Below are 13,707 nucleotides of genomic sequence, written 5' to 3' on the forward strand. Positions count from 1 at the left end.
TGTCAGCGCGGCCCGAGGCCCTCGAAGAGCACCCCGACCATGTCCGCGAGCTTGGCGTCGATCTCCTCGGGGGAGGACGTGGCCGTGAGCGCGACCAGGCCGTGCATCGCGGCGGACACGGTCATCGTGACGGCCTCCGGGGTGCCGCCCGCGATCTCCCCTGCGGCCTGGGCGTCGCGGATGGGGCGCATCACCCGTTCGAGCAGCCGCCCCACGGCGGCGTACAGCTGCTCGGAGACGTCGGGGTCGTGCTTGCGCGCGTACATGAGGTCGAGCAGCGCGGCGTGCTCCCCAGCGAACCCCACGTAGGCCCTGGCCAGGGCGAGAACACGGGTCCGCGCGTCACCCGCCTCGGGTTCCGCCGCCTCCAACCGCTCGGTCAGGCGCTCGAAACCGCTGAGCGCGAGCGCGTCCAGCAGCGCCTGCTTGTCCCGGAAGTGGCGGCCCGGCGCGGCGTGGCTGACCCCCGCCTCGCGGGCGATCTCGCGCAGGGACAACGCGGCCTGCCCCCGTTCGGCCAGGGCGCGTTCGGCGTTGGCGAGCAGGACGGCGCGCAGGTCTCCGTGGTGGTAGGGGCGGTCGGCCATGGAAACCAGGATAGACCGACGCCCCCCGCGGTCCTCGTGGCCGCCGTGGACAGCCCGGGCGGGCTGGGGGCGGCCCGGGGGAGCCGGGAAGCCGGGAACAGCCCGGGGGAGCCGGGGCGCCAGGGACGGTCCGGGGCACCAGGGACAGTCCGGGGTGTTGTGGCCGCCGTGGTGTCTGTGGCTGCTGTGAGTACTGCGGACAGCTCGGGGTGACACGGTCTCCGTGGCCGCCGTGGACAGCCCGGGTGCGCTCGCCTACCGTGGCGCAATGGACACCACAGCGGTCAGCATCCCCGACCTGAGCGGCCGTACGGCGGTCGTCACCGGAGCCAACAGCGGCCTGGGCATCGAGACCACACGCGTCCTGGCCCGTGCGGGCGCGCGCGTCGTGATGGCCGTGCGCGACGTGGCCAAGGGGCGCGCCGAGGCCGCAGGAGTGCGGGGCGACATCGAGGTGCGCCACCTGGACCTGGCGGACCTGGCGTCCGTGCGCGCCTTCGCCGAGGCATGGAACGGCGACCTCCACCTGCTCATCAACAACGCGGGCGTCATGGCGGTCGCCAAGGGCGTGACCAAGGACGGGTTCGAGACGCAGTTCGGCGTCAACCACCTCGGCCACTTCGCCCTGACCAACCTGCTCCTGGAACACGTCACCGGACGGGTGGTCACCCTCTCCTCCGGAATGCACCGCATGGCCCGGGGCATCGACTTCGACGACGTCAACCTGGACCGCGGCTACACGCCCTACCGGGCCTACAACCAGTCCAAGCTCGCCAACCTGCTGTTCACACTGGAGCTCCAGCGCCGCCTGGACGCGGTGGGCTCACCCGTGCTCTCCACCGCCGCCCACCCCGGCTACGCGGCCACCAACCTCCAGAGCCACGGGGCCAACCCGATCTCCAGGGCGGCCCTCATGCTCGGCAACAGGGTCTTCGCCCAGAGCGCCGCCAACGGCGCCCTCCCCACGATCTTCGCCGCCACCCAGGACGTGCCCGGCGCGGCCTTCGCCGGACCCAAGGCCATGGGCGGCACGCGCGGTGCCCCCGCCCTGTCCAGCCGGAGCGAGGCCGCCTGGGATGGCCGCGCCGCCAAGCGCCTGTGGGCGCTGTCGGAGGAGATGACCGGGGTGGGCTTCCCGCTGCGGTCGTCCGACCCGGTCTGACCGGCGGTGGTGCGCGCCGGTCCTGCTCGGCTTCGGCCTGGAACGGCACGCCTGCCCCGGGACGCGCGCCCGTACCGCTCGGCCTCGATCTGGAGCGGCACGCCTGCCCCGGGACGCGCGCCCGTACCGCTCGGCCTCGATCTGGAGCGGCACGTCTGCCCCGGGGCGTGCGACGGTACCGCTCGGCTTCGGCCTGGAACGGCACGCCTGCCCCGGGACGCGCGCCCGTACCGCTCGGCTTTCGACCGGAAGGGCACACCCGTCCCGGGGTGCGCGCCGGTACCGCCGGCCCCGTCCGCCCCACTCACCCGCGTCACACCGGCAGGGCGTGCGTTCAGTCCGGACCCGGTACCCGCCGACGAGCACCGTGAGCACGAGACCGGCGCGGGTGGAACCCCGTGGTCCCCACCCGCGCCGGTTCCGGTCGATCGTCCCTAGGGGTTGAGGACCAGTTCGTCCGTGGCGGCCGCGCGCACGGCCTCCTCGGTGACCGCGAACGGCAGGGTCTCACCCCGGCTCCACGGCTCCAGCTGGTCGTCGTAGTTGGGGTGGAAGGCGTGTCCGGAGTTGCCGGTCAGGTGGGCCCACGTCGACGCGTCGCGGTCGGCCAGGTCCACCACCATCCGCATCGACGGCACCGCCGTGATCGCGTACCCCGCGGTCGGGTCCCAGCCCGTGGCGTTGACGATGCTGGCCCCGCCCGAGCTCTCCACCGGGCCCCGGTTGAACAGCCACTCGACCGGACCGATGCCCGACGTTCCGAACGACTCGTGGGTCGCGGTCAGGGTGTGCAGGTCCCCCCAGCGCCAGTCGGCGGGATCCTCTCCCAGCAGCTCGGTCAGCTCCTGGGCGGCGGCGTCCATCGCCGCGGCCAGCACCTCCTCGCGCCCGCTGGCCTCGGCGCCCCGCCACCAGTCCGAATCGGGGTCCTCCAGCAGCCGGCCCACCACGTACATCCCGCGCGAGCTGCCGCTCATGGTCAGCGGCTCCAGCTCGTCGAACAGCAGCGGCAGCAGGTGACGCCAGGTGGCCTGGTAGAACGCGGCCCCGGCGGAGTCGGTCCCGGTGAACAGGTCCCACTCCCGCAGCTGTTCCTGGGCCCGGGCCGTGACTCCGTCGACGTCCGCCTCCAACAGGTGCGGCACGACCTCGACCGCGCCGCCGTGGAAGGAGTCCATGTGGATGCGCGACATGTCCTCACCGGTCACCGGCCCCGCGCCGATCGCCTCGGTGAGCAGGTCGTTGATCCGCTGGGACCGGTACCCGTAGTCCCAGTCACTCGTGAGCATGTGCTCGTAGTCGGCGTCCACGACCGACTGGTTGGCGGTGACGATGAAGCCCGACTCGGGGTTGTACACGCTCGGCAGCTCCTCGAAGGGGAGGTACTCCTCCTCCCAGTCGTAGGCGGAGTCCCAGCCGGGCGCCGGGTAGCGGCCGTCGCCCTCGCCGCGCACCGGCACCAGGCCGGGGGCCTGGTAGCCGATGTTGCCCTCCTCGTCCGCGTAGACGAGGTTCTGCGCGGGGACCTCGAACTGGCTGGCCGCCTCACGGAAGTCGTCCCAGTCCCGGGCCCGGTTCAGCGCGAAGATCGAGTCCGCGGTCCTGCCCGGCTGGAGCGCGGTCCAGCGCAGGGCGACGGCGTACTCGCCCTCCTCCGCGCCCTCCAGCTCCGGTTCCTCCGCCAGCGCCTCCAGGTTCGCTCCCGCGGCGGTGTCGGACAGCAGCGGCCCGTGGTGGGTGGAGCGCACGACGATGTCGACGTCCTCGCCGCCCGCGACCCGGACGGTCTCCTCACGGGTCTCCAGCGGCCTGGTCCGGCCGTCGACCACGTAGCCGTCGCCCTCGATCCGTTCCACGTACAGGTCCATGACGTCGGGGTTGAGGTTGGTGAACCCCCACGCGATCGACTCGTTCTGCCCGATGATCACGCCGGGCAGGCCGGAGAAGCTGAAGCCGCTGACGTCGTAGGGGCACGCCTCGGTGAGCTCGGTGCAGTGCAGGCCGATCTGGTACCAGGTGGAGGGCATCGACGCGCCCAGGTGGGGGTCGTTGGCGAGGAGGGGCAGCCCGCTCTCGGTGTGCTCGCCTCCGACCACCCACGAGTTGGACCCCAGGTCGGGGCTGGTGCTGGGACCGAGCATCGAGGGCAGTGACGCCGCGGTGGCGGCCACCCCGGTCAGCGCGGTGACGGCCTCCTCCGGCAGCTCGGGGGGGCGCCGTTCGTCGGCCTCCCGCAGGTCAGCCTCGTCGGAGTCCTCGGAACCCCCGGACTCCCCGCCGGCCCCGGCCTGACCGTGCTCGTCGGTGTCGGTGATGGGCAGGTGCTCCTCGTGGGGGTAGGCCGGGTACAGCTCCTCGATCTGCTCGCGGGTCATCCCGGCGTCGAGCAGCTGGGCGCGCTCGGTCTCCTCCGTCATGTTGCCGCCCAGGTCCCAGGCCATGGCCTTGAGCCAGGCGAGGCTGTCGACCGGCGTCCACTCCTCGATCTCGTGGCCGCCGTTGAGCACGGAGAGCAGCCCGTACTCCAGGCTGGCCCCGGTGCCGTCGTTCTCGGCCAGCCAGGCGTTGACCCCGGCCGCGTAGGAGTCGAGGTGGGCCTGCGTCTCCGGGGCGAGCAGCTCGTACTCCTGCTCGGCCACGTGCCGCCAGCCCATGGTGCGCAGGTAGACGTCGGTGTCCACCTGGTCGGGGCCGAACAGTTCGGCGGTGCGCCCGGCCGTGACGTGGCGGCGGAAGTCCATCTCCCAGAAGCGGTCCTGGGCGTGCGTGAAGCCCTGCGCCATGAACAGGTCGTGGGTGTTGTCCGCGTAGACGTGGGGGACGCCGTGCTCGTCGCGCAGCACGGTGACGGAGGACTCCAGCCCCGGGAGCGGGAGTTCTCCTGATGTCTCCGGGAACGACCTCCGGACGGTCCATATCCCCAGGAGCGCGCCGACCAGGGCCAGCACCACGACCGCGGCGAGGAAGCCCAGAAGTACGCGAACAAGGACACGCTTACGCATTACACCCATGGCGGAACCCTAGGGTGTCCGCGGTCACAGTCTCCAGGGCCGGAGCGCCGCACGGACCCAATTGTTACCAACTGGTAGGTGACGGGGAGTCGAACGGTGGCTGACACGAACCACCTGGTCAGAAGCGGACAGCTGCCCGGTGGGATCCGTGCTGTCCGCAACTGGGCGCGTCCGCCGCGTGGCACAGGTCGTGCCCGCCGCGCGGCACCGGGCGGTGCCCGTGGGGACACCGCCCGTGGCATGCCCCCGCGCGACTCAGCCCACCGTGTCGAGGTAGACGCGTATGACGGCGGCCAGGTCCGCGAGGTCGTCGGTCGGCTCATGGGCGGTCTGGGCGAGCTGGACCGGTTGGATGGGATCGGCCAGCAGGTCGCCGCCCAGCACGCTGGGGAGCGGGGGCATGTAGGGGCGGACGAGCGCGCCGGGGGCCTCGTCGTCACGGGGACGGGGAAGGGGGACGCGGATCCCATCGGTGTGAGGGGCGAGCGCTCGTGTGAGCTGGGAGCCGCGCTGCGCGTGGGCACGTCGCTCGCTGGTCAGGGGCGTGGGCGGTAGCTCCCGGCGCCGGGGCGGCGGCGTGAGCGCGACCCTCTCGCGGCGGGGGCGCTGGGGGACGAACACGTAGGCCAGGGCTACGGCCAGCACGGCGGCGGTCAGCGCCCACACGCGTCCGGCCAGGCTCTGGCGGGGCCTGCGGTGTCGGCCGGTAGGGTTTTCCACGGTCTTCCTCCTGGTTGGTTCAGGTGGTTGATCGAGCCCCGGTCCGGTGTTGGAGCACCGGTCGGGGCACCTTGCTTCCTGCTGCTTTGGGACGGGTGTCCTCGGTCCCGGCGAGGCTGTGCCTCCCGCTCCGGTGGCAGTGTTTTCTCAGGCCGCGACGGCGTCGTCGGGGTCGGGGACGGGCGCGTAGGGGTCGATGTGCGCCCACACCGTCAGGGGCGTACCGGGCTCGCCGTTCCAGCCCCACTCCACGGACAGACGGTCTACGAGGCGAAGGCCCCGTCCGCACGCCGTCAGAGCGTCGACCTCCAGTGACAGGCGCGGAAGGCAGACGGTGTGCCCCGGGCGCGGTCCGTCATCGGTGACCGCGATACGGACGAGTCGGCGGGGCAAGTGCTGCATCTGGACCTTCACCCGGCCACCGGGTGCGCCGGAGGCGGTGTGCGTCCAGGCGTTGGTGACCAGTTCACTGACCGCCAGCACCAAGGGGAAGGCCAGGTGCGCCTGGACTCGCGCGCCCCGCTGACACCAGCTACGGATCTGCGGCGCCTGGGTCACCTCCGACCCGAAGAACGCCGTGCGCACCCCGGTGCCGCCCCTCCCTCGACGCGGCAGTCCACCCTCGTTCGGTTTTCCCTCCACCACCCGCCTCGGCCGCAGTACGCCAAAACCGTCCATCGTGCTTCCTCCAAGTGTCAGAAGTGCATGGGGTGAGCGAAGAGAGACGCTGACGAGAGCACGCGGCTTCCCCACGGGTGGAGGCTCCTACGCTGCTGTCCAGCGATGTATAGGCTCAATGCAACACAAGCTAAATGAGGCCGCCTCAATTGACAAGGGCAGCGTCTAGTATCTACATCAAAGTCGCAATAGTTCACTCTAGGCCTGGAAGACTGTCAGCCAGGTGTCAGCAGTCACAGCAGAGGAGAAACCCGTGGCAACCGGCGTGCCTGTCCGACGGCGTTACCTGGCCATCCAACTCCGACGCCTGCGCAACGCGGCGAAGCTGACACAGGACGAGGTCTGGAAGAACCTGGGCTGGAGCCGCGCCAAGATCCAACGCCTGGAAGCCGGCAGCTTCCAGCGCCTGAAAGCGGGAGACATCATGGCGCTGTGCCAGCTCTACAGCGCGCCGAGCGATGTCGCGGAGGAGCTCATCCAGATCGCACGGGATTCGCGGACCCACAAACCCTGGTGGCTCCAGTACGAGGACGTCCTCCCCGGCGCCTTCGTCGGTCTGGAAGCGGAGGCCACGATGATCCAGGAGTTCAACATCGGCCTGGTACCCGGCCTACTACAGACCCCCGCCTACATCTCCGCTCTGTTGGCCTCCGCCGTCGGAAACACCAGCGACCAGGCCGAACAGAGGTTGAAGAGCAGGCTCGAACGACAGCGCAACATCCTGGAACGCCAGGAGCCTCCATTGATCTTCGCCGTCATCGACGAAGCGGCCCTGCGGCGTCAGATCGGCGGACCCGAGGTGATGCGTGAACAGACCCGCCACCTGCTGGACGTCGGCCAGCGCCCCAACGTGGAGATCCAGGTGCTCCCCTTCTCCTCCGGGGCACATGCCGCGGGCGGCCTTCCCTTCACCATCCTGAGCTTCAGCGATGGCAACAACGCGGACAGCGTGGTCTTCCTCGAATCACGCGGTGACGGCTTCTACCTGGAATCCGAGGCCGAGATCAACCGCCATAGGCTGGTGTTCAGCCGTACCCAGGGCAGCGCGCTCTCCGTTCCGGACTCCACCGCCCTTCTGGAACACTTGAGCGCATGAAGCACGAACCGGAGACGAGGTCCCGCATGGACATGAACACCGCACGGTGGCGCAAGTCCAGCCACAGCAACCCTGACGGCCCCCAGTGCGTCGAGGTCGCGGACCTTCCCGGTGCAACGGCTGTGCGCGACACCCAGAACCGCGGGCTCGGCCACCTCGCCTTCACCACCCCCGAGTGGTTCGGGCTCCTCAACACCCTCAAGACGCTTCGACCGTAGCCGCATCGGTCGGCTCATGTCGCCTGGGGTGCCAAGGGTTTGTGCAGCTGAGCCGGGTGTCGTGTACCCGAGAACACGGGGCGCTCGTCCGAGGGGCGACCGGTAGCGTTTAGTTCGTCATGGCGCGTTCTCCGATGGGTGATGCCGTGCAACCGCGCAATCAATCCTCGGTGCTGCGTTATGCACAGTCCGACCGCGGAGTCGGTTAGCGCACGTAGAATCACACTTCGTAGGCACCCCGGATCCTGCGACGAGAACCTTCACCGACGCGCTGGTACCACCCTGCGCCCCCCATGACACCATCGTGGTTGGATGCGATCTTCGATCGGGTGTTCGACGCATGTCGTGTCGACAGTGGTCTCTCCGACTGCTGGGAGCGGACAGGAAGGTACAGGATGTCGGGTAGGGCGGGCGTGTATACGTCCCTGGAGATCTGCGCGGGAGCGGGAGGGCAGGCCGTCGGCCTGCACAACGCCGGCTTCCGGCACCGGGCGCTCATCGAGGTCGACCCCCACGCCGTACAGACCCTGGAGCACAACACCCGCAGACACGGGTGGAAGGGCTGCGCGGTCCTGCCCTGGGACCTGAACGACTTCGACATGGGCGACCTCAAGCGGGTCCTGGGCCCCGAACCCCTGGACCTGCTGGCCGGTGGAGTGCCCTGCCCGCCCTTCTCCGTCGCCGGCAAGCAGCTCGGAGAAGACGACGAGCGCGACCTGTTCCCCGTCATGCTCGACATGGCGGAGGAGCTGAGCCCCCGCGCGGTGATGATCGAGAACGTGCGCGGCCTGCTCGAGCCGCGCGAGAAGTTCGCGCCGTACCGGAACAGGATCAGGGCGCGCCTGGAGGCCATGGGGTACCGGATCCTGGGCTGGGAGGTGCTCGAGGCCCGCGACTACGGGGTACCGCAGCTGCGGCCCCGCTCCATCCTGGTCGCCATGCGCGAACCGGACGCCTCCCACTTCAGGCCGCCCCGGGGAGTCAAGCACGAGGTCACGGTGGCCGAGGCCCTGGACTCCTCCATGCGGCAGCGCTTCCTGGCCTCGAGGAGGCCCGACGCCATGGACTACTACCTGAAGTGGAAGAACAGGGCAGAGGAGCGGGGCACTGTCGCCCCCACCCTGGTCGGCGGGTCCAAGAAGCACGGCGGAGCCGACCTGGGCCCCACCCGGGCCAAGCGGGCCTGGGCCGAGCTGGGCGTGGACGCCCACGGCGTCGCCGACACCCTGGGGGAGACCAAGGATGAGAACCGCGACCTGTTCGGGGATCGGGGACCGAAGCTGACCGTGGCCCAGGCTGCGCTCATCCAGGGTTTCCCGGCGGACTGGGAGTTCAAGGGGCGCAAGACGGCCGCCTACCGGCAGGTCGGCAACGCCTTCCCGCCGCCGGTGGCCCAAGCGGTGGGGGAGTCCGTCATCGCCGCTCTGCGGGACGCCGACGCGGGCGCGACAGCGCCTGCCGAGCAGCCCGAGGGACTAATGGAGCACACGGGCCCGCTGCAGCTGACCCTTACAGGCTGAAATTACCAGGAACGCAGCTTCAACGTATTCGCCAGGGGGCTGGTGCTTACAGAAGTGCAGCACCAGTCACCTGGCCTCTTTGTGTTAAATGCCCGCATTGCGATCGCAACCTGATGGTGCGCATCAGATTGCGGGGATTTCTCGGGCTTGATGTCTACGCGGCGGTTGGCGTTCATGCTGCGCAGATGGATGGCCGGGTGTGTCCATGATTAATATAGGGCCCCGTGGCCGCTCTGCATGAAAGCTATTTCTTTCGTGAAAAGATCTAGCAGCATGGTTGGTTCAACTGGGATTCACCACTTTGCAAGCGTCTTTGCGAGTGACTCGTAACTCAGCAATCTCTTTTGTTCAACGCATTCTTCCCAGGCTTCTTTTTGTGGCGAATTTGCGTACTTGTCGACTGACTCTTTGAGGGCATCGAAAGCTACATGATAAACTGCATCCACTTCGCCGGTCCCCCTGGTAATGGAGGCAAGTCGACTGGGTAGTGGCTCTGCCGTGACAGTGACCAGGTGGGGTTGCCTCCCTCGGCGGTGTCGGATCATCTGATTGAACTCGTGTCTGATGTTCTGGACTCGGTCTGAGCGGATGGTCCACTTGCAGGAGATTGCTGCGTGCAGGAAGGGGTGCTCCCCCATGGTGTCAAGATCAGTGATTCCGACGGTGACGTCCGGTTTGATCAAGTAATCCTGGCCGATTGTTACCCGCAGTTCAGGGTTGTTTTTGACCAGCTCATTAACACGCTTCAAATGTGCATATTGGGCAAACTCCGTAACTATCCTTCCCTTTTCGACAACCCAGGTTCTTTTTACCTTATCCTCGGCGAGGGAGGTGCTGATGTTATCTCTTACGAAGTCTTCGAGGTCTGATCCTGGGTTTTTGGGAGGTTTGCTGTGGTTCTCCGGAGAAAGGCCTAGTGCATACAGCATGCCGTTTGATATTTGGATCGACTGGGCGTTGTCTGAATCTGCACAGTTGGGTACGTACTGACTCTTCTCGGACGGCTTTCGCCAGCCCAGGAGCTTGTGTGCGAAGGGAGAGGTCACAGGTCCACTCTATCCAGCATGGGGCGCCGTGGTCGGCCGAGAAGCCCATGTCAGGCTTGTTTGCCGTGGGTAATTGGTTTGTTGCTTTCGGTGTTCGGATGTTAATTGATGGCCTTGCGACCTGAAGACAGAATACGGTCGATCCGTTTTCCTGTTTACGAACAGTTCGAGAGCGGTGTGATGCTCTCTCGGGATGGGGACGGGCGGCGTCGCCCGCCCCCGCGCGTTCAGGAACCCAGGACCTCGGCCAGGCGCTCGGCCGCGAGCGGCACGCTGTAGTAGTCCATCCGGAACGAGGTCGCGCCCAGCGTGAGCACGCGGCCGTCCTCCCACGCCGGCAGGTTCTCCAGGACCGGGGCCGTCTCCAGGTAGTCCTCGGGCTCCTGGCCCTGGGTGTTGACGAACAGCAGCGTGCTGTCGCCGAAGTCCGAGGCCCGCTCGGTGGTCACCTGCACGATGTCGCCGCGTCCGCTGCCGCCCTGGGCCGAGGGGGCGGCCAGGTCGTCGGGAAGCTCGTGCAGGGTCAGGCCCAGGTCGGTGGCCAGCCTTCCCTGGGCGGACTCCTCGGTGAACACGTTGAACCCGCTGGGCGTCCCGGTCAGGATCACCACGTCGTGCTCGGCCGACAGCCGCCCGGAGGTGTCCGCGACCAACCGCTCGTACTCCTCCGCGATCTCCGCGGCCCGGTCCTGGCGGCCGAACGCCTCGGCGTACTGGTCGGTGACGTCCAGCCACGCCATGTCGGACTCGCCGTAGACCACGGTGGGCGCGACCTGGGACAGCTGCTCGTAGACGGCCTCGTCCACGGCGTCGGCCCCGAACCCGTTGCCCACGATGAGGTCGGGCTGGGCGGAGGCGACCTCCTCGATGTCCACCTCCGGACCGGCCAGCGGCTGCACGCCGCGCTCGTCGGCGGCCTCGGCCCACTGGGCGAAGAAGCCGTTGTCGTCGGTCAGCGCGCTCGGGGCGGTGGTGGCGGAGGCGGTGACCGGGACGTCCAGGCTCAGCAGGGCCGAGGTGGCGGTGACGCTCACCGAGACCACGTTCCGGGGGTCGGCGGGGATCTCGGTCTCGCCGTACATGTGGGTGACCGTCCGGGTCTCCCCGGTCTCCGCCGGGGCCTCCTCCCCAGCACTCGGGGCGCCGCACGCGGCGAGGGGGAACACGAGGGCGGCGACGACACCGCAGGTCGCTAGGCTGTGGAAGGAATTTGCTTGCTTCATGAAAAGTATAGTTAGGTATGCCTACCCTCATGTCAACTCGTGGAGTGGAGCGAAGCGTGTCCGCTCAGCCCCCGTCCGACCGCGCCGGGGCGCCCGCCGCACCGGAGCGGGAGACCCGGCCCACGCTCCGTGACGTGGGCGAGGCCCTCCTGCGCGTGGCCCAGCGCCTGGACGGACTCCTCACCGAACTGGCCGCCGAGCACGGGCTCTCCGCCTTCCAGGCCCGGACCCTGCGCGCGCTGCGCGACGACCCCTCCCAGGCGGCGCTGGCGCGCCAGCTCGGCTGCACGGCCTCCCGCGTGTCGATCGTCACCGGCGAACTGGAGGAACGGGGGCTCGTCCGCAGGGTCCCCTCCAGGAGTGACCGGCGCATGCGTGTGACACGGCTCACCGAGGAGGGCGGCCGGGCCGTCGAGGCGATCGGCGCGGGGCTCACGTCCCGGTCGCCGCTGGAACACGCCCTCGACGACCGGCAGGTCGAGGACCTGTTCCGCCTCCTGCGCGCGTTGGAGTCCGTTCCCGACCGCTGAGGCCTCGTCGGCGGGCCCGCTGGTGGGGTCCGCCGGTGGGAGGTCCCATCGACGGGACCCGCTGGTGGGACCTACCGGTAGGTCCCGCGTGCGGGGCCTCGCCGACGCGCGCCGCACCGCCGGTCCGGGCGGGGAGCCCGTTCCCGCGAGCGGTGGGGCCCCACATCCGACCGCACAGAAAGGCCGCCCCGTGTCCATACCGACACCCGCTTTCCACACCGTCCCCCCGCGCCTCAAGCCGAACGTGCGCCCCGAACGCGTCGCCACTCCGTGCGCAGCCGAGGCGGCCCGCGACCCGGAGGGGTTCTGGCGCCGCGTCGCCGGGGAGGGAACGCCCCTGGTGGGGGAGCCCGACGCGGGCGGACACCGCGCGGTCACCTTCCTGTGGCGCGGCGGCGACGAGTTCGCGGACGTCCTGCTCGTGGCCAACAAGGTCGCCGACGCCTCCTCCTACGACGCCAACCGCATGGAGCGGATCCCCGGCACGGACGTGTGGCACCTGACCTACCGGATGCGCGGGGACTGGCGGGCCTCCTACTCCGTCGCCCCGGTCCCCGCGCACGGCGAGCCCCTGCCGCCCGAGGCGTGGCCGGAGTCGGTGCGCGTCCGCCGCGAGCGCGCCCTCGCCGTCTCCGAGCCGGAGGAACGGCCCGCCGTCGCCCGCTGGTTCGACGCCCTGTCCCGGGCGGTTCCCGATCCGCTCGCCCGCGAGCGGCTGGACGACTCCCTGTCCGTGGTCTCCTTGCCCGGGGCACCGCCCGAGCTGTGGCGCACGCCCGACCCGACGACCCCGGCCGGGCGGGTCACCGCGGCCGAGATCACCAGCGACCTGCTGGGAAACACCCGCACCGTGTGGGTCCACGAGCCCGCCCGGCGCCCGCCGAACGGGCTGCCCTGGCCGGTCGTCGTCCTGCTGGACGGCCGCGACTGGCACGGCCTGCCCCTGGCGCCGCTGCTGGACGGCCTCGTCGCCGACGGAACGCTGCCCCCGGCGCTGACCGTCATGGTCGACTCCCTCGACATGCCCACCCGTGTCGCGGAGCTGGCGTGCTCGGACGACTTCGTCGCCTTCCTGGGCGGGGAACTGCTGCCCTGGCTCGGCCGCGACCACCGGGTGAGCGACGACCCCGGGCGCACGGCGGTGGCCGGGCAGAGCCTGGGCGGGCTCACCGCCGTGTACGCGGCCCACCGGGCGCCGGAGCGGTTCGGGCGGGCGGTGTCGCAGTCGGGGTCGTTCTGGTGGCCCAACGTCGCGGTGACCGGCGGGGAGAGCGAGCGGATGACGAAGCTGGTGGCCGCCGCGGACGCGGTCCCGGACCGGGTGCACCTCACGGCGGGGACCAACGAGTGGTCGCTGCTGGACGCCAACCGCCGTCTGCACGCGGCCCTGCTCGAACGCGGCGCGGCGCTCGGCCGCGATCCCGGGTTCGCGGTGTTCGAGGAGTACAACGGCGGCCACGACCGGGCCTGCTGGCGGGCCGGGCTGCCGGGCGGGCTGGCGTTCGCGACCGCCGACTGGGAGCGCTGACGGGGGAGGGCCTGCGGAGGGATCCGGCGGAGCCGGGTGAGAACGGCTGGCCAGGGCTGGGGCACGGACCAGGGGCGCAGTCGGGGAGGGGCTCGGCGGGAAGGGGGTGGGGGCGTTGACGGAGCGCGGCGCGGGCAGCACGAGACGGACGGGCCCGGGGACCCCCCTGTTTCCAGATTAGGACGCGGACGGTCGGCGCCGCCGCCCCCTCCTGCCGCCTGTGGACAACCCCGCTCCAGCCTGGCCGGACCGTGCTCCGGGTCGCTTCCGCGCCGTGCTCCGGGTCGCTTCCGCGCCGTGCTCCGGGTCGCCTCCGCGCCGTGCTCCGGGTCGCCTCCGCGCCGTGCTCCGGGTCGCTTCCGCGCCAAGCCTTCGTCAACACTCCGTC

The 13,707-nt window shown here is 70.0% G+C and carries 12 protein-coding genes; 6 read left to right on the top strand and 6 right to left on the bottom strand.

Annotated features, from left to right (window positions below):
- Positions 1-2: 2 nt before the first annotated feature.
- Positions 3-587 (bottom strand): TetR/AcrR family transcriptional regulator, encoded by a 585-nt coding sequence (locus G011_RS0106940; protein ID WP_019607845.1) that lies wholly within the window; start codon positions 585-587, stop codon positions 3-5.
- Between the two features lie 268 nt (positions 588-855).
- Here G011_RS0106940 and G011_RS0106945 point away from each other — a divergent pair, with 268 nt between their 5' ends.
- A complete protein-coding gene (locus G011_RS0106945) occupies positions 856-1,749 on the top strand; it encodes an oxidoreductase (RefSeq protein WP_019607846.1) in 894 nt (297 codons plus the stop codon).
- Between the two features lie 434 nt (positions 1,750-2,183).
- On the opposite strand, the gene G011_RS0106950 is transcribed toward G011_RS0106945, so the two are convergent.
- The 3 genes from G011_RS0106950 to G011_RS0106960 form a co-directional block, all read right to left on the bottom strand.
- Complete coding sequence (locus tag G011_RS0106950) at positions 2,184-4,751, bottom strand: penicillin acylase family protein (protein WP_196808497.1); 2,568 nt, start codon at positions 4,749-4,751, stop codon at positions 2,184-2,186.
- A 264-nt stretch (positions 4,752-5,015) separates the two neighbouring features.
- Positions 5,016-5,480: a hypothetical protein gene (locus G011_RS0106955; RefSeq protein ID WP_051104331.1), complete on the bottom strand. Its 465-nt coding sequence runs from the start codon at positions 5,478-5,480 to the stop codon at positions 5,016-5,018.
- Positions 5,481-5,627: 147 nt separating this feature from the next.
- Positions 5,628-6,065 carry an ATP-binding protein gene (locus G011_RS0106960; protein ID WP_019607849.1) on the bottom strand — a complete coding sequence of 146 codons (438 nt, stop codon included), beginning with the start codon at positions 6,063-6,065 and terminating at the stop codon, positions 5,628-5,630.
- 346 nt (positions 6,066-6,411) lie between these two features.
- Between G011_RS0106960 and G011_RS0106965 the strand changes: the two genes are divergently transcribed.
- From G011_RS0106965 to G011_RS0106975, 3 genes are all read left to right on the top strand, one after another.
- Positions 6,412-7,254 carry a Scr1 family TA system antitoxin-like transcriptional regulator gene (locus G011_RS0106965; protein WP_019607850.1) on the top strand — a complete coding sequence of 281 codons (843 nt, stop codon included), beginning with the start codon at positions 6,412-6,414 and terminating at the stop codon, positions 7,252-7,254.
- Positions 7,251-7,472: a DUF397 domain-containing protein gene (locus tag G011_RS0106970; protein WP_019607851.1), complete on the top strand. Its 222-nt coding sequence runs from the start codon at positions 7,251-7,253 to the stop codon at positions 7,470-7,472. The genes G011_RS0106965 and G011_RS0106970 overlap by 4 nt, the downstream gene beginning before the upstream one ends.
- Positions 7,473-7,885: 413 nt before the next feature.
- Positions 7,886-8,992, top strand: coding sequence for a DNA cytosine methyltransferase (locus tag G011_RS0106975; protein ID WP_019607852.1), 1,107 nt, complete (start codon positions 7,886-7,888; stop codon positions 8,990-8,992).
- 293 nt (positions 8,993-9,285) lie between these two features.
- On the opposite strand, the gene G011_RS31005 is transcribed toward G011_RS0106975, so the two are convergent.
- Together G011_RS31005 and fepB are read right to left on the bottom strand one after the other, a co-directional pair.
- On the bottom strand, positions 9,286-10,038 hold the full coding sequence (locus G011_RS31005) for an NgoMIV family type II restriction endonuclease (protein WP_081642934.1): 753 nt from the start codon (positions 10,036-10,038) through the stop codon (positions 9,286-9,288).
- Positions 10,039-10,265: 227 nt separating this feature from the next.
- The gene (gene fepB / locus G011_RS0106985; RefSeq protein ID WP_026338097.1) at positions 10,266-11,261 is read right to left on the bottom strand and encodes a Fe2+-enterobactin ABC transporter substrate-binding protein; all 996 of its coding nucleotides are present in this window, start codon (positions 11,259-11,261) and stop codon (positions 10,266-10,268) included.
- Between the two features lie 56 nt (positions 11,262-11,317).
- Here fepB and G011_RS0106990 point away from each other — a divergent pair, with 56 nt between their 5' ends.
- Both G011_RS0106990 and fes read left to right on the top strand, forming a co-directional pair.
- On the top strand, positions 11,318-11,791 hold the full coding sequence (locus G011_RS0106990) for a MarR family winged helix-turn-helix transcriptional regulator (RefSeq protein ID WP_019607854.1): 474 nt from the start codon (positions 11,318-11,320) through the stop codon (positions 11,789-11,791).
- 190 nt (positions 11,792-11,981) lie between these two features.
- On the top strand, positions 11,982-13,319 hold the full coding sequence (gene fes / locus G011_RS0107000; RefSeq protein ID WP_231391401.1) for an enterochelin esterase: 1,338 nt from the start codon (positions 11,982-11,984) through the stop codon (positions 13,317-13,319).
- The last annotated feature ends 388 nt before the right edge of the window (positions 13,320-13,707 follow it).

Source organism: Nocardiopsis sp. CNS-639 (assembly GCF_000381685.1).
Taxonomy (GTDB): Bacteria; Actinomycetota; Actinomycetes; order Streptosporangiales; family Streptosporangiaceae; genus Nocardiopsis; species Nocardiopsis dassonvillei.